Raw genomic sequence first — 18,795 nt, 5'->3', positions numbered from 1 at the left:
ACCCGCAATGATCATTTAGTTCTATACTTAAGTTACATGTTTTATTAGGCCCCTCTTCGGTAGGTTAGAAACTAAAAATCATAACATTCTCGCTGACATGTAAAACTATTTAGTGAGTAAGAGACATTTATGGTCAAGAAAACAACAGAGCATTGCATCGAACAACCATGGCAAAAGGATTCCTCAGCATGCGGAGTAAGCCTAATTGTTCATTTTTCAAAAGATGGCTCATTGATCAATAGTCATGATTTAGTCAAAGAAGGCCTCGATGTATTAAGCAGTTTTAACTACCGCTCCGGTTATAACATCGCCACGCAAGAAAGTGATGGTTGTGGAATTAGGTTCTATGGTTTGCCCTCTCTGTTTTTTAATAAATTACTGCAAAATGGCGATTTTTCGATCAAATGCGCGCGTGATTTTTCCTTTGATCTCAAAGATAAATATTATGCTCTGGGACAGTTTTTTCTCCCTCAGGAACCGCAGCAATTTGCTCAGGCATCAGAGCTTATAGAGCTTTGTGCTAAAACGCTGGGGCTTAAAATTATTGGTTGGCGTAATCTAGATAAGGCTATGCATTTAGAGGGTTTATCGGAGCGTGCACGCACCAAAAAGCCGGCTATTTGGCAAATTATTCTCGTGGCCAATACCTCCGTCCCTTCCGAGTTGCGCGAATTTACTCTTATTGAATTGAACCAGGCAATTTACCATCAGGCACGTGTACAGCAAATTCAACTCGATATCGTCAGCTTAAGTAGCGAAAAAATTGTCTATAAAGGAATGATACCCTCCCCCTTATTGGCAGAGGTCTACCAAGATTTGCGCGATCCGGATTTTACTGCCTATGCCTGTGATGTGCATGCACGTTTTGCCACGAATACCAGTCCCCAATGGTCTAATGCCCAACCCTGTCCTAATTTTACCTCACATAATGGGGAATTAAATTCGGCATTTAGTAATGCCAAACAAATGACCTATGAGTTAAACGCAGAACAATTTAAAGGTATTTACCCTAATGAGGCGCTGTCGGACTCAATGCAACTCGATGCCGATCTGGCAAATCAAATCGTAATGAAACAAATTCCTTTAGATGAGGCGGTAACCCGGCTGTTGGCACCGGAGCCAGGCGGCTTTTCTGATGAAATTAATGCCATGTTAAAATATTGGTCTTTGGAACGTACCTCATATAATGGCCCTGCCTTTATCGTTGCCGGTTTTGCCGGAAACTTTATTGCCAAACTGGACAATATGGGCCTGCGACCTTCGCGTTGGGCTTTAGTTGAAGACCCGCAAGGTCGTCAACGTCTTTATGCTGCTTCCGACGATTTTATCAATGTTAAAGACGGGCTTTTGCTTAAAAAAGGACATCTTGAACCGGGTGGTATGTTATTATTGACTGCGGAAGGTAAATTATTACAAACTCAGGAAATCCTGGAGTATATTGCCGCACGTTATCATCAAAATCACCCGGATTACTTTCAGCAACAAGTGCAAAAAATAGTATTCCCTTTACCCGAAAGCAAGCAAACGGTTGCCATAGAGCATTATTTAAAAACCCCGACAGGCTCCGACTTAGAGCGTATTTTGTATGCGGCAGGCTGGGATTATGAGGCCGAAGATCAAGTGGTACGGGTGATGGCAGAAACTGGTGCTGAGCGTACTGCGGCAATGGGGGATGATACTAATATATTATATACTCAGACTTTGCCCCCACATATCTCTTATTTTTTTCATCAATTATTTGCGCAAGTCTCCGCACCACCCTTAGACTCTATTAAAGAGCGCGCACGTTTTTCACTGAATACTTTTCTTGGGGGCAGGGGCGATGCCACGATGTCACCTCAATTCATTGAGCTTTCTTCACCCATTTTAACGGTGGACGAATTGACTCATATTGAACAGCATCCTCAGATTAATTCCCAAGTCATTGATACCAGTTTTGCCGTTTATTTTGGCCAAACTTCATTCAGTATGGAGCAGGCGAATGAACTATTAAAGACCGCTATACTCACTGTATTACAGCAGGTAGAAGAGGCTGTCTATGAGCGTAATATCACGAATTTAATCTTAAGTGACCGTCATGCCAGCTCACTACGTGCCGCGATTCCCGACTTAATTGCAGTGGCGGTGGTAAGAAAGTTCCTTGAGAAAAAACATTTGGATTTTAAAGTTTCAATTACTATTGATTCTTATCAAATCACCGGTCCCCATCAAGCATCTACCTTATTGGCATTGGGTGCTAAAGCCGTCTATCCTCGCGGCGCTTATGCCAAAATACATGCCCTTTTTCCGGACAATCCATATGAGTATGCAGCTAATTACCGAGAGGCCCTGCAAAAATGTTTGCTCAAAACGATGGGAAAAATGGGCATCACCGATGTTAATAATTACATTAATGGCTCATTGGTGGCTGCTTTAGGCCTTGATTTGAGCCCAACGACCGAGGCAAGTGACGTCCTCAGCTTATCCTCTATTTTTGCCAAGATTTATTCGCCGCTAAAAGGGATTGGCCTCGCGCAAATTGCGCATGGGGTTTTAATCCGACATCAACAAGCCAGTAATCCTGAGCAGGATTTTATTCTGTTGCCACGTTCCGGCTATTACATGCCAGAGAAAAATGGCGTAAAACATGGGTTTGGTCCTCCCATAGTGAATGCCTTTACTGCGTGGATGAAAGAGGAAAATTTATCCGCAAGCCTATACCAGATGCATTTAAATCTACAGCAAAAGGGTTATCCTGATTTTATTGCTGAGGTATCGGCCTTTTCTGCAAGCACAGGTTTTCTTGACCCACGCTTTAAAGACCGCGAAGGATTTTATCCTGTTGATTATCTGGAACAATTTAAGCCTTCCGCTGCATTTAAACAATTTACTCAGGCGGTAGTGGATTATCAACATAAAAATCCCACCTCCCTGCGCGATTATTTTAAAATTAAGGCCGAAGAAAAGGGTAAACCGCGCACACAGGAGCTGTCAGTACAAAGCCAACAAGAACTACGTAGTTTGCTGTATGCAGGCAGTATGAGCCAGGGCGCATTAACGGTTGCCGATCCGAAAAAACCACACCAGCTGGGCGCGCATGAAACGCTAACTCGGGGTATGAATGCCGTGGGGGCGAAATCAGCCTCCGGTGAGGGTGGGGAAGCGCCTGAAGATCTGCGTCGCTCATTAACTTCGACTCGTAGTAAACAGTTTGCCTCAGGCCGTTTTGGCGTCAGTGCAATGCAAATACTGAGCGCTGAAGAAATAGAAATTAAAATTGCCCAGGGGGCTAAGCCTGGAGAAGGGGGCGAATTACCGGGAACGAAAGTTTCTATACGTTTCGCCGCACAGCGAGGTGGGCTTCCGCATCTTAGTTTTATCAGCCCACCGCCCCATCATGACATCTACTCCATTGAAGATTTAGAACAGCTTATTTATGACTTGAAGTCGGTAAAAAGTGACCTCAAAGTAGCGGTTAAGTTAGTTGCCTCACAAGGAATTGGGGCGATTGCCATCGGCGTTGCTAAAGCCGGGGCTGATATTATTAATATTGCCGGAAATTCGGGCGGCACCGGAGCTGCGCAACAGTCCAGCATCAAGCATGCGGGCTTTCCCTCAGAGTTAGGGTTGGTCGAAGTGCATAAGGCCTTATGTCAAACCTATCAGCGAGAATTGGTGCAATTACGTGTTAGTGGGGGTTTTAAAACCGCAGATGATGTGCTCATTGCCGCGATTTTAGGAGCAGACCTCTTCGAGCTTGGTTCCACGGCGATGCTGACACTGGGTTGCAAAATGCAGCGTACCTGTAATCTAAGTTGCCAACCCGGGGTCGCAACGGATGGGCATTTATTTAAAGGCGATCAAATCAATACCGAACGTTATTTTGTAAACCTTGCCGCATCCATCCAACAGCGTATATTGGAGCTAGGATTTCACTCGCTGCGGGAACTACGCGATAGAACTGATTTATTAGAGCTTATTTCCCCTACATCCGTCGGTCTTTATGATTTTTCGGTACTGCTGTCTCGAACGAAACGCCCGTCGGATTTAGTGCGGCAGGCATCAATCAACGCGTTAATACAGCAGAAATTGCTGCGTCCCCAAGAGGATGAATTAATAAAACGGATGACGCAGCAGTTGCGACAATCCCATGATGAATTTGTTTGCGAGCCTATCGCGCTTACCACCCAAAATCGCAGCTTCGGGGCGCGAATTATGGGGGTGTTTACCCCCTATTTAAAGGAAAACCCATCGCAAAAAATAAGCATCCATACTACAGGCAATGCGGGGCAAAGTTACGGCTTTCTCAATGCGATCCACTTAAAGCATATTGGTACGGTGCAGGATGGCTGCGGCAAAAGTATGACCGGTGGCGAATTAATTCTTTGTTGCTCGCCCCAAATCAATGCGCACGAAGCCAGTCATAATAGTATTGCCGGTAATGCGATGCTTTATGGCGCCAGTGGCGGCAAAATTTATGTTAATGGTCAGGCGGGGCATCGCTTTGCTATTTTACTGAAAGGAGCCGAAGTGGTGGTCGAAGGAGTAGGCGATTTTGCTTTCGAATACATGACTTCTGGCACGGGAATGATTTTAGGGAAGGCTGGGAAAGGGCTTGGAACCGGCGCTTCCGGAGGCATTATTTTTGTCTATGATCCCGACAATAGCTTAGACGCATCTGCTTCGGTGCGCATGGCGGTGCCCAAAGAGCGCCCCGCCTATAAAAAAGTTATTTTGAACTTACTGAGGGAACATAGCGAAAAGACCCATTCCCTACGTGCCAAACAAATACTAGCCCAATTTAAATTAGCGCATTTTAAGGTTTTGATTCCTATCGAAATGGATAAAATTCAAAGTTGGCGGCAGGTATTGGATGTAATCCAGACTTACTATTTAAGAGACACCGGTTTCACTCAAGGCATGCAGGTTTGGCTCATGGAAAAAATACGCAGTCTTCCTCAAGCAACAATCACCGAAGTTAATGAATTACAAAGCCTGCTGCAGCAAAATATTCATACCGTGTTGAGCCCTGAAGCGAAAGAGTTTTTACGGCAGTTGGCTCCGCCAAAAGCAGAGGTGGAATATTTTATTCCTGTATCGACAATCCAAAGGCCTACGCTTAAGCAATTAAATCCCGTTGGAGTACGTTTAAGCGACATTCATGGAACTTTAGACTATCAGCTATTAAAACCACTACAAGACATCCTGACTTATGTGGGTGAGCTAACCCAAGATGCCCAAGGATGCTCAGGTTGTCGTGCCCAATCCTGTTCTGGAAATGAACAAGTTGAGAGTGGTTGTCCGAGTGGTAAAGGCATTAATACCATTAACGCGCTACTAAAAAGAATAGGTATCGTTAATGAGCAAGGCAGGTTGAGTACGGCACAATGGAATTATTTACGCCAAGCCTTTGCCGTACAAATACAAGAGTCCCCTTTTATTTCTTATACTGGGGCTGCCTGTCCCGCTCCATGCCAGGATGGATGTACTGAAACTATTCCCAATCCAGGGCCGGCAAACAGCAAACGCGGGGGTAAATTAACCGGAGAGGCGGTGCACATCAAAGACATCGAATACGCACTCTATCAGCTGGGGCGGGCTTTAGGATGGTTTGACGGTAAAAAAGTATGGACGAAAGAGGAAATTGCTTTAGTTTTTGGAGGGGAAATTGCCGAGGGATGTCAGGCAAAACAGGAGTATGATCAATTAATGGAAACATTTACGCCTCCCTTTTGTGTTCCCCAGCATGTGAGTAAAAAAAATCGAGAGCTGATTATTATCGGTTCTGGTCCGGCCGCCATGCAAATGGCTTATAAAGCCTTGCTGGATGGGGTGCAGGTGCGTATGTATGAGAAATCCGATAAAGCAGGGGGCTTGCTGGTTGATGGTATTCCCGCACATAAATTTGATAAAGTGTATCTGGCGGAGGATTTTCAATATTTATGCAATATGGGGTTGGAGCTGCATTTAAATAGCGAGGTTTTTTATGAGCCTGGCATGGGTGAGTTTCGTATTAAGGGCAGCGAACAAATTATTGCTAGCAGCCATAATGAGCATCAATTTGTAGCCGCATGTATTGGCGCTGGGCTACCTAAACAGCTAAGCTCTGCTGTCATCGCAGAGCTGCCGCAGACCGAGCATAGTAAATTAGTGCAGGCTGTTGATTTTCTTAAGGAGGCCAATCATATTGCTTCACGCTTAAGTGAAATGCCTACGATTAGTCCAGATGCTAAAGAAGCATTGATTCAAAATCATTTAGGTCCTATGGACCCACGGAATAAAAAAATCGTGGTGATTGGGGGTGGGGATACCGCACAAGATGTGATTCGCTGGTTAGCACGTTATTTCAATCAAGCCCAAAATACCTTGGGAGAGTTAAATATTTTAGTCCGAGGCCCCTTACTTCCCCAGTATCTGCCCAATAGTTATCCCATGCCTTCTGCAACACTTAGTGATGAGAATAGGCTTAAAAAAACCGAAGTAGAATTTGTCCATGGCACGGAGTTATTTTTAGTTGAGCCGGTAAACATTAGCTCCAATCCACACAATGCAACCTTGGCTTTACAAATTAAAGAGTCCAAATTCAAATACGCCGAACATATACAAAATGATCGCCATTTAGCATCACTCTTTGACGCCTTGCCACGTGAATTGAAACCCATAGACCCTGACAGTTGCCAATTAAAAACGATCCAAGATATTGATCTCATTATTTGTGCTTTGGGTTTTGAAGGAGGAGATAACTCTCCTCTCATTGGTTCGGTTGAGCAGCATCATGTTAAAAATTTTTATAAAGCAGGGGATGCCGCAGGTACTAGCATCATTGTTGCTGCTCAAAATAATGCCAATAAAATTTATAGCCTGATTCGCGCAGCCATGAAGCTAGAATCTCCTAATACGCCAAGAACAAAGGGGAATTCTTTACGTATTGATTTGAACGAAGCATGAGGTTTTTATACTCATAAGATTTATTAATCCTGTATTTTTATGTTACAATAAGTGCGTTATTTAACTAGCGAGGTTGAATGTTATGTTAGGAAAATTGGAAAAACAGCAGCAAGCTTCTGATTTAAAAACTGTTCTCTTTGATGATCAAACATTATTGATGGCGATGAAGCAAGCGCAAACCATGGATATACCCGTTATGCAGTATTATCTTATTTTAACCGGTATGGGCGAAATTTATGATGATTTCGGTGAAGATATTTCTTTAGAAAAAATACGCCAGGCAGTAATTAATAAAAGCCGCGCGGTAGCCTGTCAGCTTGATTCGTCTGATGAAACATTAATTAATACTTACCGTCAGAGTGAGTCTGCAGCACGTACTAATCAGGCAGCATTAATAAAAATACAGTCTATTGATTCATTTGATTCCCAAAAGTTTTCGGTAACTTCATGCAGTATTTTTAAAACAGATGCATCAAGCTCTGCTCAATCTTCTGCAAAAACTGCCAGAAATGATGATAATAAACACCGATGCAACTTAATGTAACATGTTTAAATAGATAGCCTCTATGCATTTATTGCAAGGGCTATCTATTTAAGGCATTTAGCATTCCACCCAAATAGTCTAAAAAATGTTCTATAATTATCCAATGCGATGTTTTTACAGGTACTTGAGATGCAAAGTAAAAATGATGATTTAGACGAAGGCATTTGGTCTCAGGAGTCGGTGAATGCCGTGATTGCTGCGAAGGTTGAAAAACGTGCTGCAAAAGGACTCATCTTAAACTGCTATTCTTTAGATGTTGCCCCACGTGATGATGAAGATGAACGCCTGAATGAAGACGCCATGGCTACTTTTGCTGACTCAATTTATCAGCAAGCTCAAGCCCTAAAAGATGGGGAACAAATTCGTTTTCAGGTTGCCGTAAAAGTAAATAAGGCACATTGGACTGCTGTGGATGTAGAAGTAACCAACAGCGGGGTGAAAATGTTGAATGTGGATGCCATGGGCGATGAGTCAGGGATTAAGGCTGCGGAAGCCATGTTTCATCAACTTGCGAATAAATATCCTGATCCAACAAACGCAGAGCAATTTAAATTTACGTGGCTAAGACATGCGGATATGAAAAATGAAAAGGTTCAAGGCATCCAGTACGATAATAATAGTTGCTCACGCTTTACCTTAGATCATTTATTCCATTTATCGAATATGGATTCCTTTGCCTTGCTTGAGGCTCAAGAGAAGTCACTACGAAAATATCCATTTGATGCACAGCTTCGTTCTTTTGATTCCAACAGTATGCCTAAAGAATTTGCTTTTTTATATCGGGACACGCAATCCAAAACTTCATTTAATTCCTTATCTGAGGATGTTAAAGGTCAGGTGATTAACAAAAAAGGACAAACTTTAGAGGAATCGGAGGCGGCACATTCACAAACTGTGGTAATTAAGAATGAATCTAAAGTCAATAATCAAGCCATATTAAACAAAAAAGCCGGATTTACCGCAGATGCTCGTGCTTTGGCAGATAGAGAGGATCACCAAACATTGGTGGAAAGCAGGGATTTATTACATGCTCTTCATACAGATACTTTTTTGCATGAACGTGATTTTTGTAAAACTACAGTCACTCAACGTTTAATTGATGATGCAAAAGAGATGAAATCTGCCAAGCCCATTAAATCATTATCTGACATATATAATTATTTTCGTGACACCATTCGCCTTAACCGTGCGGAAAAAAAATTATCTGCCAATGATGAAGAGCGCGCCCTAGAGCATCTTACAAAATTAAAAAGTGCCTCACAAATCTATAAAGAACAAATTGTCCAAACTCGAGATAATTTTAATAAGCAAAATGAGCGTAACGTCGACAAGGAAGAGCAAGAAACGCCATTAAAATCTATATAGTGGTACTGCTGTAATAAAAATTGAGATTTAATTTTCATGAGGATGCATTTGCCTATGTTATTTCAAATTCCCAAAACTCCCGCCCATAAAAGAGCAGAAAAAATTTTTGGTACCGGTTCATTATGGAATCCACTCAACTGGCCAAAAACTGCGTTTAGTTATTTTTTTGGTTCTTCAATAAGCAAAATAGTGTTACCGGCTCAGGACTTATCTACAGATCAAAATTTTTTACAAGATACTGAGACACTAGAGACATTTTTCATCGAAAAAATTCGTAAAAACGCCCTGCTGCAAATGGATTTTCATACAGTAGACTGTTTTGATGGTGCTTCATTAGAAACAATGGAGTTAACTCATAGTGAGCAAATGGCAAAACCCAAAGCAGAACAGGAATACGTTATTTATCTGTGTGGGAATGGGATGTGCATGCAAGATTTGTATAATGAAATATATGATATGAGTCTTGCAACTCAGCGTAATTTTGTAGCCTTCAACCTCAAAAATGTAGTTAAAAGCCAGGGAAAGGTACGTAGTGAGTTAGATTTAATTAATGATATTATTTCGCAAATAGAACGCTTAAGAGCAGAAGGCGTGGATATTAACAAGATTCGTCTTGTTGGTCATTCATTGGGGGCTGCCTTTGCGACCTTAACCGCTTTTGTTTATTATAAAGAAGGCACACCAATTAGAGTATTTAATGGCCGTTCTTTTGCCAATTATGCCTCCTTAGTTTATCTCTGGGAAAAAAATAATGGCAGTAGTGATTTTAAAGCATGGATGAAGAAAGCGAGCTTGCAACTCGCCAATTTCGAAATTGAGGTGGCAGAATTTTATGATGATATTCCGGCTCAATACACCGACTACATCACGATTAATGAAGGAGTAACTGAGGGATCTGAGCCCAATGTCCCGGATGGTGTTATTCCTTTAGAGATATCCCTGCGTAATAAAATCCAAGATCAAGCGGCAAGCCATTTAGTACGCTCGAGGAACACTCTTTTTGGTGTAGGGCATAACGACCCACTACGTACCCTTGAGGCTGAAGATGGTCTAACCGCAGAGGATCGATGCTGCTCTTTTATTTTAAGGCCATAATCTGCAGAGATTGATAGTGGGGCCCTAGCTACTCGAATCACTCTATTACAAACACTCTTCAGGTCTTAAGCTTAGTACCTCATATCCATCGTTGGTTACCAAAATGGTATGTTCCCATTGCGCGGACAATTTATGATCCTTGGTGACCACCGTCCAGCCATCTCCTAAGGTTTTAATTTCTTTACGACCGAGGTTAAGCATGGGTTCAATCGTGAAGGTCATTCCTGCTTGGAGCTCAAGTCCAGTATTGGCTTTACCATAATGCATCACTTCAGGTTCTTCCCACATAGAGCGACCTATGCCATGTCCACCGTATTCTCGCACTACCGAATACCCGTTTTGCTCCGCATGTTTTTGGATGATGCTACCAATATCACCCAGTCGAGTTCCGGGGCGCACCAGAGTAATGGCTTTATACAGGCATTCTTGGCTTACTTCGACCAGCCTTTTCGCAAAGGGTTTAACTGCTCCCACCAGAAACATTTTACTGGTATCCCCGATGTAGCCATCTTTTTGCACGGTAACGTCGATATTAATAATATCGCCCTCTTTAAGCGATTTATCCGAGGGGATGCCATGGCAAACCACATGATTAATGGAGGTGCAAATGCACGCCGGAAAGCCATAATGATTTAAGGTCGAGGGAATTGCTTGCAAATCTTCAATAATATATTGCCGGCATAGTTGCTCAAGCTTATTCGTGCTTACACCCGCTACAACATAGGGTTCAATCATATGCAGGACGGAGGCGGCTAATTTACCAGCAACTCGCATTTTTTCTATTGCTTCAGCAGTCTTCACTAACATCGTTGATTTCACCTAGGGATGCTTGAGTTATTAACATTTTAAGAATTTCAGGATAGGTAATTGATGGATTTTCTTCTGCCAGTTTTCCTATTCTGATCCAATATTCTGCTTGCGAATTAATCGAACGACTCATTGCTCTTGCCATGAGCTTTGTGGCTTCATGTAATTCAGCGGAAATTTTTACAATACCCATATTTTCTCCAAAAAAATGCATATTATAGTAATTTGATGCAAAATGCTATGTTATGTATTTTTCTTGGTGGCGTTTCTCGAGTGCGATGCGAGAACGATAGCGAGCAGCAACAATTCTAAACTTTAAGCAAAAACTCATAGCGGTATTAGCTTGGTATAATACGAGCTATGCCTGATTCTGGTACTGATTTTTTTATTAGAGCAAACTTATAAGATCCCATTGCTTGCCGCTATTCATTAATGATTCACAGAATGACATTAAAATAAGTGGCCTTTAATTGTACAAATTCACTGTTTTTGTGTAAAATTTGTCCTTTGTAACTTTTAGGACTGATAAATGCCTCGTCACACAACCCCGCCATCATCGTCATCTTCAGATGCGACACAAGATATGACCCCTGGACTTGCTACGCTACCTTCTGAGGTACTGGTGAGAATTAGCCAAGGTCTTTTTTCTTACGAATTAAGGCCTGTTTGTCGACAGTTCGTTCCTCTTGAACAGAATAATGCCACCTTTTCATGGGTTCGCAAACATTTCCCTTCATTCGCTCAAGTCACTTTGTCTGAGGGGCAACAAAGACCTATAACCTTCATACAGGCTAAAATGGAGGAAATTGAGGCATTTTTAAAAAATGAGAATCCTGATTCACTGCTACCATCGCAACTTATGCCTATCTTTCTCGAATTACAGCACTATGAGCTAGAGCCTCTTTATCGCGATTATGCGCGAATGGAGCGCGGTGATGATCCTGATTTATGGAAAAGTGTTGGCGCAATTATGCCAAAACTTGCTCACATCTTTTTATGGATGAAAACAAGGAATAAGGAAAAACTTCAAGAAGTTGCAGGTAAGTTGACTTATCTGAATCTCCTTTGGTTGTTAATCCGTTTAGATCGAAACCATTTATCAATTTTTGACTGGGCACAACTCACAGGAAATCAAGACTTCTTAGATTTACTCTATTTCAATGCTTCAAGACTGATGTATTTTAATGCAGGTTTGGGAGAGTCACGGAATGGTATTTTTGACGCCAGATTCCACACGAATATTTTACAATTAGCCATCCGTTGTAATCAGGACCCCACTCAGTTTTTAAAAGCAGTTTATTCAGTGACTATAAACAGCATGATTCCTCTGTTAAACAGCAGAAGGGAAAATAGTTTGCATTTTGCTGCCTATAACTTGAATCCAGTGTGGTTAGAGCATTTATTAGGCAGAATTCACAAGAATCAGGATTTAGCAGCAAGCTTAGAACAAAAAAATAAGGAAGGTTTGACTCCTTTACAAGTAGCAGCACAAGTTGGTAACTGGCAAGCGGTATCTTTATTTGCCAAATTTGGAGCTAATGCTCGTAATTTAAATCAATTTTTATATGGTCCCAATCTTTATCGGCGAGAAGGAACCACAACTCGATTTCATGTCGCGGTGCAGTGTCTAAGTTTGTCAAACGTTACTAATTTGCTTACCAGCGCCCCTTATTTTGATTGGAATACCCCAGATGAGCATGGTTTAACGCTTTTACACATTGCATGCCATAGAGGGAGTTTAAAGTTAGTAAAACGACTAGTTTTGTTGGGAAAACCTGATTATTTAGCGATTAATAATAGCGGTTGGACACCGCTGCATGATGCGATTGCCGGTAATCACATAGAGATACTTGAATATCTTTTGCCCAAAATAAAAGATCTTGGCCAGATAAAACCAACACGCGAAGGCTGGGGTCTTAGCCATTGGATAATAAAATACGGTAATCTGGAAGTAATTAAGCTCTTCAAAGCACAAATCATTGCTGAATTAAGGGCAAAAGATGTTAATGGAGATGTGCCGCTCGCACTGGCCTTAAAAGATGAACGCTATGATTTGGTACAGGATTTATTGTCTCTTTTACCTTCAAATAAACATGTACCGGTATCTTGTTTGCATCTTGCGGCAATGAGTAAAGATTTAAGTTGCCTTATGCAAATAGTGCCTCGTGTTGTTAACATAGATGCCCCTGATCGCCAGCAAAATTCGGCCTTGCATTTAGCTGCTGCGGCAGGAAATGTAAGAGGGGTATTGTATTTATTAAATGCCAATGCTTCGATTAATGTACGTAACCAAAAGAAGCACTTACCCGATCATTATGCCAAAAAGAGTGGTAATAACATTTTGATTTGTTTGTTTGAATGTCTAAGATATAGAACAGATGTGGAGAGAGGGCATGGAGATAAAAAAGCTGAGGCAGCACGTGCTTTAGAGAGTGTGCTCTTGGGTAAAGCAGACTATGCAGCTCTTGAACCTTATATGAGCTTGTTTTCTTCTAAGGTTAGCCCAACTTTGGCGGGGTTTTATAAAGCCTTTTTACCCATGATTGCTCCTCACACAGAGGAAAATGATGAGTTCCAAATGAGGGCTATAGCGAGCAGCAGTAATTCTAAATTTTAAGCGAAGTGGGTAGCCCGTATTGCTTCTGCGTAATACGGGAGCGGTATTCAGGCATCGTCTCCGTATTATGTGATATATAATACGGACGACGTCAGATTTATTCGTTAATGAACAATAAGGATATTATTAATTTGCACCTAAAAGGGAGTTTACTATGCTAAAGAGTGTTATTGATACAGCTAAGACAAAACAACCCGTTGCGTTCACCGGGATTTTTGCGCACAGTTATTATTGGCTAACATCGACTTCCGGGGATAAATACTATCAAAATCCTTCCTGTCAAAAAAAAGAACAAAACTCCGAAACAGATACGGCAATCTATTTTATTCATGGTACCGCAGATCATTCTTCAGCCTTTGAACGCGTAGCCGAACGTCTGTTACAGGTCGGACTCCCGGAAGAAATATCTTCCTTGAACTTAATTGCATTTGAGCAACGCTATCATGGACGAAGCATTGAGTCTTTTGCGGAAGAGCTAAAAGAAAAAATAAAAGCCAATCAGCATCAACGAGTTATTCTCATGGCTCATTCTCGAGGAGGGTTGGTTGCCTCTTATTTTGCTGAGTTTTTGGCCGCGGCGGTCGGTGTTGAAGTTTCTTGGGTTATTACCGTGGGTACCCCATTCAATGGCTCTTATCTGGCGGTGAAACCCTTGTCCTGGTTTTCCGATTCGGTAAGGGAAATGGAAATTAACAGTGAGTTTTTATTGCAACTTAAAGAGCAGATAATAAAACACGCATTCAGCAATTATCATTTTTTTATTGCCACCGAAGATGCCATTGTTCCCCGAGCCTCTGGATATATTGAAGAGTATGTTGCTGAACATCCCGACTCACTGAGTGCTTTGGACCGCCATGGTCATTTATCGGTGATGTCATCACATCGTTTAGTATCGCAGACAGCAGATTTGCTCCATAATTATTTTCATAAGCTTAAATATGGCATTGAAGTTAGTGTGCATACAACAGGTGAGCTTATTTTAATTGAAAATTATTTTCCTGACGCGGCTGCTTCAAACGCTCTACCAGGAGCTTAACTATAATTAAAAGAAGGGCTCATTAGGGCATTGAAAAGGCAAGAGGAAGTAGCGGTAGCATTAAAGTTTATTTGCTAGCTAAATCATACAAGGATATATTATTGCAACCGATTTATAGAAAGGAATGAATAAATGAAAAAAATACTATCGATGGCTTTTTTACTGCTTTTAAGCACGTGTTTATCCGGTTGTTGGAGCGTGCAAAAAGGGCAGAAGTCAGGAATTATTGTTAAAGTAGCGAAGGAAGGTAAGTTTTGGGGTACCTATGAAGGTGAAATGGTTCTCGGTGGACTTGAAAATGCCAGCGGCGTGAGTGGACGTGCATTTTATTTTACTCTAGGCCAATTTAAATCAGATTTAGTGAAGAAAGCCGATTACGCAATGGAAAATAACAAACATGTTATTGTTACCTATCACTGCGATGCCTACACGCTACCTTGGAGCGGTGAAACCAAATGTTTCGTAAAAAATATAGAGTTTGTAGCTGAAAAAGTCCCTGCCAAGAAATAAATCATAAGCGCACCCTGGTTGCTTGCAACCAGGTTTTCCTTACCATAGCAAACATCCCTTTATGTACCCACATTTCTTTGTCAGTAAAGGAAGTTAATAAAGCCTTAAGTAAAAAGTTATATACTGTACTTAACAAACAATGCTCTAATTGAGTGATTATTGTTGCTTTTTATCTAATCAGTGTTTGCTTTTTCGGGGGATATCATGGGATTTTTTGATAAAGCTAAAAAATTTTTAAAAGAAGGCGTTAACGAACTTGCTAGCGACGTTACAGAGAAACCACAGTTTTATAAATATGTGGAGCAATTGGTTAGTGAAATTACTGCGGTTCAACATAATAAAAAATTAGTTCTTGATCCTGAAACGAATGATGCACTCAGAGCCCTCAAATCATCATTGGTAGCAGCTAAGGATAAATTTGATAAAGAAACACACGCTGTACATGGTTTGACGGGCTCAGGACAAATGTCAGCAATAAAATATAACAAAGCATTCCATGATTTTTGTGAAACGAGTGTTAATGCCATTTATCAGCATCAATCAACAATTATGGCTGCTCCTGGCATATGGAATAAGCTTAAAGCGTGCATCAGTAATGTGCTTGAAGAGTATCTTGGCATTACAAATGCTTTAACAGTAAAAGAGAGTCAGGTTGCCACTTCAGGTGACTTTAAAAACAGATTTAGTAATGTGAAGTTTGAAGGTAAGGAAAAAATGGAAGAAATTGAAGAAAAGCCATTTAGTCCCAATATCTAATAAAGTCGCAGGCTCTTGGAGCCTGCGCTAATTCTGATTAACTCTCATTCATACGGAAATTCTGCTTTTTGCTAACAAGCTGATTCAGGGCAGATTTCCAACATGTCAAAGACATAAGCTCTTTTGGGGATGTAGCCTCGTTGATGCGCATTGCAACCCGAGATTGAGGAACTTGAGTCAGTTTCGACCCAGGGTTACTGCTACTATCCTTCTTAATCTTATCTACCGAATCGTTATTTACGAAGTATTGTTTTAGCTTCTGTTATAAATGCCTGATGTTCTTCGTCTATTTTCTTATAAAGCTCACTTTGCGTTTGTGCATGATCAGCACGTAATTGTTGTAATTGTTTTTGCAACTCGGCTAACTCTTTTTCCGCTATTTCTTCCGCGGTTGATTTCTTTGCAAATAAACTGTTGGGATTTAGCTCTACGGGCTTGGAAAATATACCTTTCTCTGCTTCCCCTAGGCGCTTTAATAAACTCTGATCCTTAGTTTCGGTCGCATACTTTACTGTTGCTTCGTGAAGCATGGGAATGATTACCGCTAAATTGTCTCTTTTGGCTTTGTGATCTTTAGCCGTAGGAGTGTTGGGATCTTTTTTGGCTTTTTCTTCATAAGAGTCGGCGAATTTTTTGTGTGCTTGAATTGCTAAAGAATAAGCTAGTTCATTATCAGAAAATAAGAACGCAGGTTTATTTAACGCTAATGCAATTAAATCAGCTTGTGCGGATTCTACTAGAACTTTACGTGTTGTAGTGTGATCAGTTTTTTGCTCATGATTAAAATTAAGTGCAGGAGAGGCAACAATGCATTCTAGTAATTCTTTAGGTCTTGCGCCAAGGAGTGAGTGCAGGAGGAAGGAGAATTTATTGGTAGGCTGTGTTTCATTAACAAGCGCTGGATTTTCTTTAATTAATTGAATTAGCTTATCGGTATCTTTGGCTGCAAAAGCATTCCAAAATTCGGCGACTTTAGACATTGTTTTCTCCATAAAAATTTTAAAACGTACCATCCTATCAAATTTTGCTCATAAAAAACACTAAAATAAGTACGAATTAATCATAAAAATTACATTCGGTAATGATTGGTACTGGTATTTTCATCACTCATTTGCGGCTGATAGTCTTGTTTTATTTTGTCGCATAGTGTATTAATTTGGTTTAAGCTATCTTCTATTAATGAGTATTTTCCAGCTAAATTCTCAATGGGGCTGATGATTTCTTGAAGTAGCTGGGAATCCAGCTTGGAAATATCATCACATGAAAGCATTTTTTCTAAGTTATTTTGTAAAGTCTGCATAATTTGTGCATCCTCATCTTCAATCTCCACATATCCAATCACCGGTTGTAATTCTTCATTGATGATCTGCTTGAGTTGAGTTAGTTGTTCGTTGTTTGCCATGCCTTCCGAGCGTATTTCTTTATAGGTTGATTTATAATGTGAAAACCCATGGGAAGCAGAAACATCAAGAGGATTATTAATATTTGGCGCTGAAATATCATTCTTACTCTGTTCTGAGAGGTTAGTTTGAGTTTTTACTTTATCCATTCGCGAGCTAGGCACTTTATGGGAATGACCCCGCAGATTTTTTTCTAGATCACTTATCGAGTTGTTAAATGCTTTATATGGTTCAGAATCTGCAGTGCTAGGCTTCACGATCGCATCGATTTCTTTAAGATTACTGACACAGGATGTTAATATACTTTGTTGTACTTTTAATGATTGGGAAGATGCTAAATCATCTTTATATTTTTCTAATTGATTCGATAAAGCTTCAACACTAGCTCTTTCTTGAGAGCTTAACTTTGATTTATCTATTTGTTCAATAAGAGCAATGCTCTTCGAGATTTGTTGTACTGTCTTAGTGGCGTTGTGTTTTATTTCGATTTGCTCTTGCAGCCTAGCCTCTTGGGTTTTAAATAAGCGTTCATTTTTTGCGATCCCTTCTTCCTGCGCTTCAATCTTAACCTGATGTCTGTGGTAACAGGAGCTTATGCCCTTATGATGGCGGTTTTCATGATGCCAATCCTTTAATTGCGCTGAGGTATCTTTCTGCAGTGTGGCCTGAGCATCCATTTTCCGTTGGGACATTTCCCAACTTGGTTTACCATCGGCGTCTCTGGTAGGCATTTTATCTATCTGTTCTTTACGTCTTTGATGTTTCTCTTGGATCGCTTCTAAGCGTGCAAGTTGTTTGGGAGACATGTCGTCAGATTCACGAGCAATTTTCAGCATTTCATCCATTTGTTCTTCACGAAGATTTGCAAGTTCATCATAAAGAACGTTTTGGCCTGCATAATGCGCTTCGCGTAAATGCTGTAACTCTTGTTGCAATTGCTGCAGCATTTCTAGATCATTCATGAGCTGTCGGTGTTTTGTATCTTGATCATGTGAGCGCTGATTTACTTGTTCTTGATTTTTGGATAAACGTTGACGCTCTTGTTCTGCATATAAAAATTGAGTTTGTCTTTGTTTGGCTTCCAGTTCTCGCTCCATTTCGAGAAGAATGTTTAATTTACGAGAGAAACGCTCATCAGGGTTATAAAGACGACTAATTTCCTGAAACTCTTGCATGACTTTAAGAAATACCACCAAGTTAAACTGTTGTAGAATAACGAGTTCATTGTTTATTTGGGCGCCTTGTTCTTGGGTATCCGAATAGTTCATCGCGCCTTTGCTCAGCCGAGCACTTCGAGACATGGATGATAAGATGGCATCGTTTGCCTCAAAGGAGTTTCCTAATGGTCTATTAATTGCGTTGGTTGGTTTCTCTTCTTTCATCACATACATGTCCATAAAATAACTAAAGAGTACTTACTTAGTGATTATAGACCAAAAAATAAACACATGATTTTTTTATAATAGCGCTTCATTCGCCAAATAAATTGGAGTGGTAAACAGATTAAAAAGAAGGAAAGAGATGTTGTGTGGAGCTTACCTAGGGTAATAAGCTTTTGGTAGGGTGTCCAACCGACCATTGAGTATTGTTTCTGTTAGGATTCTAAATCCATTTAAAAATTCAAATCCTGCGCCTCATTATTCATCCCCAGTGCATCGAGACCTTGGGTAGTTCAAATATAGAGGATAAGTTTCGAGGTTGAGGAGGTGCTAATATGTTTTTAACCCTGTGAGCAGCT

12 protein-coding genes are annotated in these 18,795 nt (G+C 40.8%); 8 read left to right on the top strand and 4 right to left on the bottom strand.

Annotation, left to right across the window (positions count from 1 at the left end; all coding sequences use genetic code 11):
• The first annotated feature begins 129 nt into the window (after nt 1-129).
• The 4 genes from ACD661_RS08695 to ACD661_RS08680 all read left to right on the top strand — a co-directional run bounded on the left by ACD661_RS08695 (nt 130) and on the right by ACD661_RS08680 (nt 9,931).
• A complete protein-coding gene (locus ACD661_RS08695) occupies nt 130-6,927 on the top strand; it encodes a glutamate synthase-related protein (RefSeq protein ID WP_400187470.1) in 6,798 nt (2,265 codons plus the stop codon).
• Between the two features lie 82 nt (nt 6,928-7,009).
• Nucleotides 7,010-7,471, top strand: a complete 462-nt coding sequence (locus tag ACD661_RS08690; protein WP_400187469.1) for a hypothetical protein — start codon at nt 7,010-7,012, stop codon at nt 7,469-7,471.
• 129 nt (nt 7,472-7,600) lie between these two features.
• A complete protein-coding gene (locus tag ACD661_RS08685; RefSeq protein ID WP_400187468.1) occupies nt 7,601-8,836 on the top strand; it encodes a hypothetical protein in 1,236 nt (411 codons plus the stop codon).
• A gap of 54 nt (nt 8,837-8,890) precedes the next feature.
• The gene (locus tag ACD661_RS08680; RefSeq protein ID WP_400187467.1) at nt 8,891-9,931 is read left to right on the top strand and encodes a lipase family protein; all 1,041 of its coding nucleotides are present in this window, start codon (nt 8,891-8,893) and stop codon (nt 9,929-9,931) included.
• 45 nt (nt 9,932-9,976) lie between these two features.
• On the opposite strand, the gene map is transcribed toward ACD661_RS08680, so the two are convergent.
• The gene (gene map, locus ACD661_RS08675) at nt 9,977-10,738 is read right to left on the bottom strand and encodes a type I methionyl aminopeptidase (protein WP_400187466.1); all 762 of its coding nucleotides are present in this window, start codon (nt 10,736-10,738) and stop codon (nt 9,977-9,979) included.
• A complete protein-coding gene (locus tag ACD661_RS08670) occupies nt 10,719-10,931 on the bottom strand; it encodes a ParD-like family protein (protein WP_347572911.1) in 213 nt (70 codons plus the stop codon). The genes map and ACD661_RS08670 overlap by 20 nt, the downstream gene beginning before the upstream one ends.
• Nucleotides 10,932-11,267: 336 nt before the next feature.
• On the opposite strand from ACD661_RS08670, the gene ACD661_RS08665 reads away from it, so the two are divergent.
• The 4 genes from ACD661_RS08665 to ACD661_RS08650 all read left to right on the top strand — a co-directional run bounded on the left by ACD661_RS08665 (nt 11,268) and on the right by ACD661_RS08650 (nt 15,657).
• Nucleotides 11,268-13,355, top strand: coding sequence for an ankyrin repeat domain-containing protein (locus tag ACD661_RS08665; protein ID WP_400187465.1), 2,088 nt, complete (start codon nt 11,268-11,270; stop codon nt 13,353-13,355).
• 154 nt (nt 13,356-13,509) lie between these two features.
• Nucleotides 13,510-14,391, top strand: coding sequence for an esterase/lipase family protein (locus tag ACD661_RS08660; protein ID WP_400187464.1), 882 nt, complete (start codon nt 13,510-13,512; stop codon nt 14,389-14,391).
• 132 nt (nt 14,392-14,523) lie between these two features.
• Nucleotides 14,524-14,901, top strand: coding sequence for a hypothetical protein (locus tag ACD661_RS08655; protein WP_400187463.1), 378 nt, complete (start codon nt 14,524-14,526; stop codon nt 14,899-14,901).
• A gap of 204 nt (nt 14,902-15,105) precedes the next feature.
• Nucleotides 15,106-15,657 (top strand): hypothetical protein, encoded by a 552-nt coding sequence (locus ACD661_RS08650; protein ID WP_400187462.1) that lies wholly within the window; start codon nt 15,106-15,108, stop codon nt 15,655-15,657.
• 233 nt (nt 15,658-15,890) lie between these two features.
• On the opposite strand, the gene ACD661_RS08645 is transcribed toward ACD661_RS08650, so the two are convergent.
• Both ACD661_RS08645 and ACD661_RS08640 read right to left on the bottom strand, forming a co-directional pair.
• Nucleotides 15,891-16,637 (bottom strand): hypothetical protein, encoded by a 747-nt coding sequence (locus tag ACD661_RS08645; protein ID WP_400187461.1) that lies wholly within the window; start codon nt 16,635-16,637, stop codon nt 15,891-15,893.
• Nucleotides 16,638-16,726: 89 nt separating this feature from the next.
• Nucleotides 16,727-18,442: a hypothetical protein gene (locus tag ACD661_RS08640; protein ID WP_400187460.1), complete on the bottom strand. Its 1,716-nt coding sequence runs from the start codon at nt 18,440-18,442 to the stop codon at nt 16,727-16,729.
• Between the last annotated feature and the right edge of the window lie 353 nt (nt 18,443-18,795).

It is taken from the genome of Legionella lytica (assembly GCF_044626755.1).
Lineage (GTDB): Bacteria > Pseudomonadota > Gammaproteobacteria > Legionellales > Legionellaceae > Legionella > Legionella lytica_A.
The sequence above is the reverse complement of the archived record's forward strand: the minus strand, read 5'-3'. Positions and strand labels throughout refer to the sequence as shown.

Bases quoted from the DNA above. Each gene is read 5' to 3' on its own strand.
- ACD661_RS08695 (WP_400187470.1), top strand. From the start codon at position 130: ATGGTCAAGAAAACAACAGAGCATTGCATCGAACAACCATGGCAAAAG.
- ACD661_RS08690 (WP_400187469.1), top strand. From the start codon at position 7,010: ATGTTAGGAAAATTGGAAAAACAGCAGCAAGCTTCTGATTTAAAAACT.
- ACD661_RS08685 (WP_400187468.1), top strand. From the start codon at position 7,601: ATGCAAAGTAAAAATGATGATTTAGACGAAGGCATTTGGTCTCAGGAG.
- ACD661_RS08680 (WP_400187467.1), top strand. From the start codon at position 8,891: ATGTTATTTCAAATTCCCAAAACTCCCGCCCATAAAAGAGCAGAAAAA.
- map (WP_400187466.1), bottom strand. From the start codon at position 10,738: ATGTTAGTGAAGACTGCTGAAGCAATAGAAAAAATGCGAGTTGCTGGT.
- ACD661_RS08670 (WP_347572911.1), bottom strand. From the start codon at position 10,931: ATGGGTATTGTAAAAATTTCCGCTGAATTACATGAAGCCACAAAGCTC.
- ACD661_RS08665 (WP_400187465.1), top strand. From the start codon at position 11,268: ATGCCTCGTCACACAACCCCGCCATCATCGTCATCTTCAGATGCGACA.
- ACD661_RS08660 (WP_400187464.1), top strand. From the start codon at position 13,510: ATGCTAAAGAGTGTTATTGATACAGCTAAGACAAAACAACCCGTTGCG.
- ACD661_RS08655 (WP_400187463.1), top strand. From the start codon at position 14,524: ATGAAAAAAATACTATCGATGGCTTTTTTACTGCTTTTAAGCACGTGT.
- ACD661_RS08650 (WP_400187462.1), top strand. From the start codon at position 15,106: ATGGGATTTTTTGATAAAGCTAAAAAATTTTTAAAAGAAGGCGTTAAC.
- ACD661_RS08645 (WP_400187461.1), bottom strand. From the start codon at position 16,637: ATGTCTAAAGTCGCCGAATTTTGGAATGCTTTTGCAGCCAAAGATACC.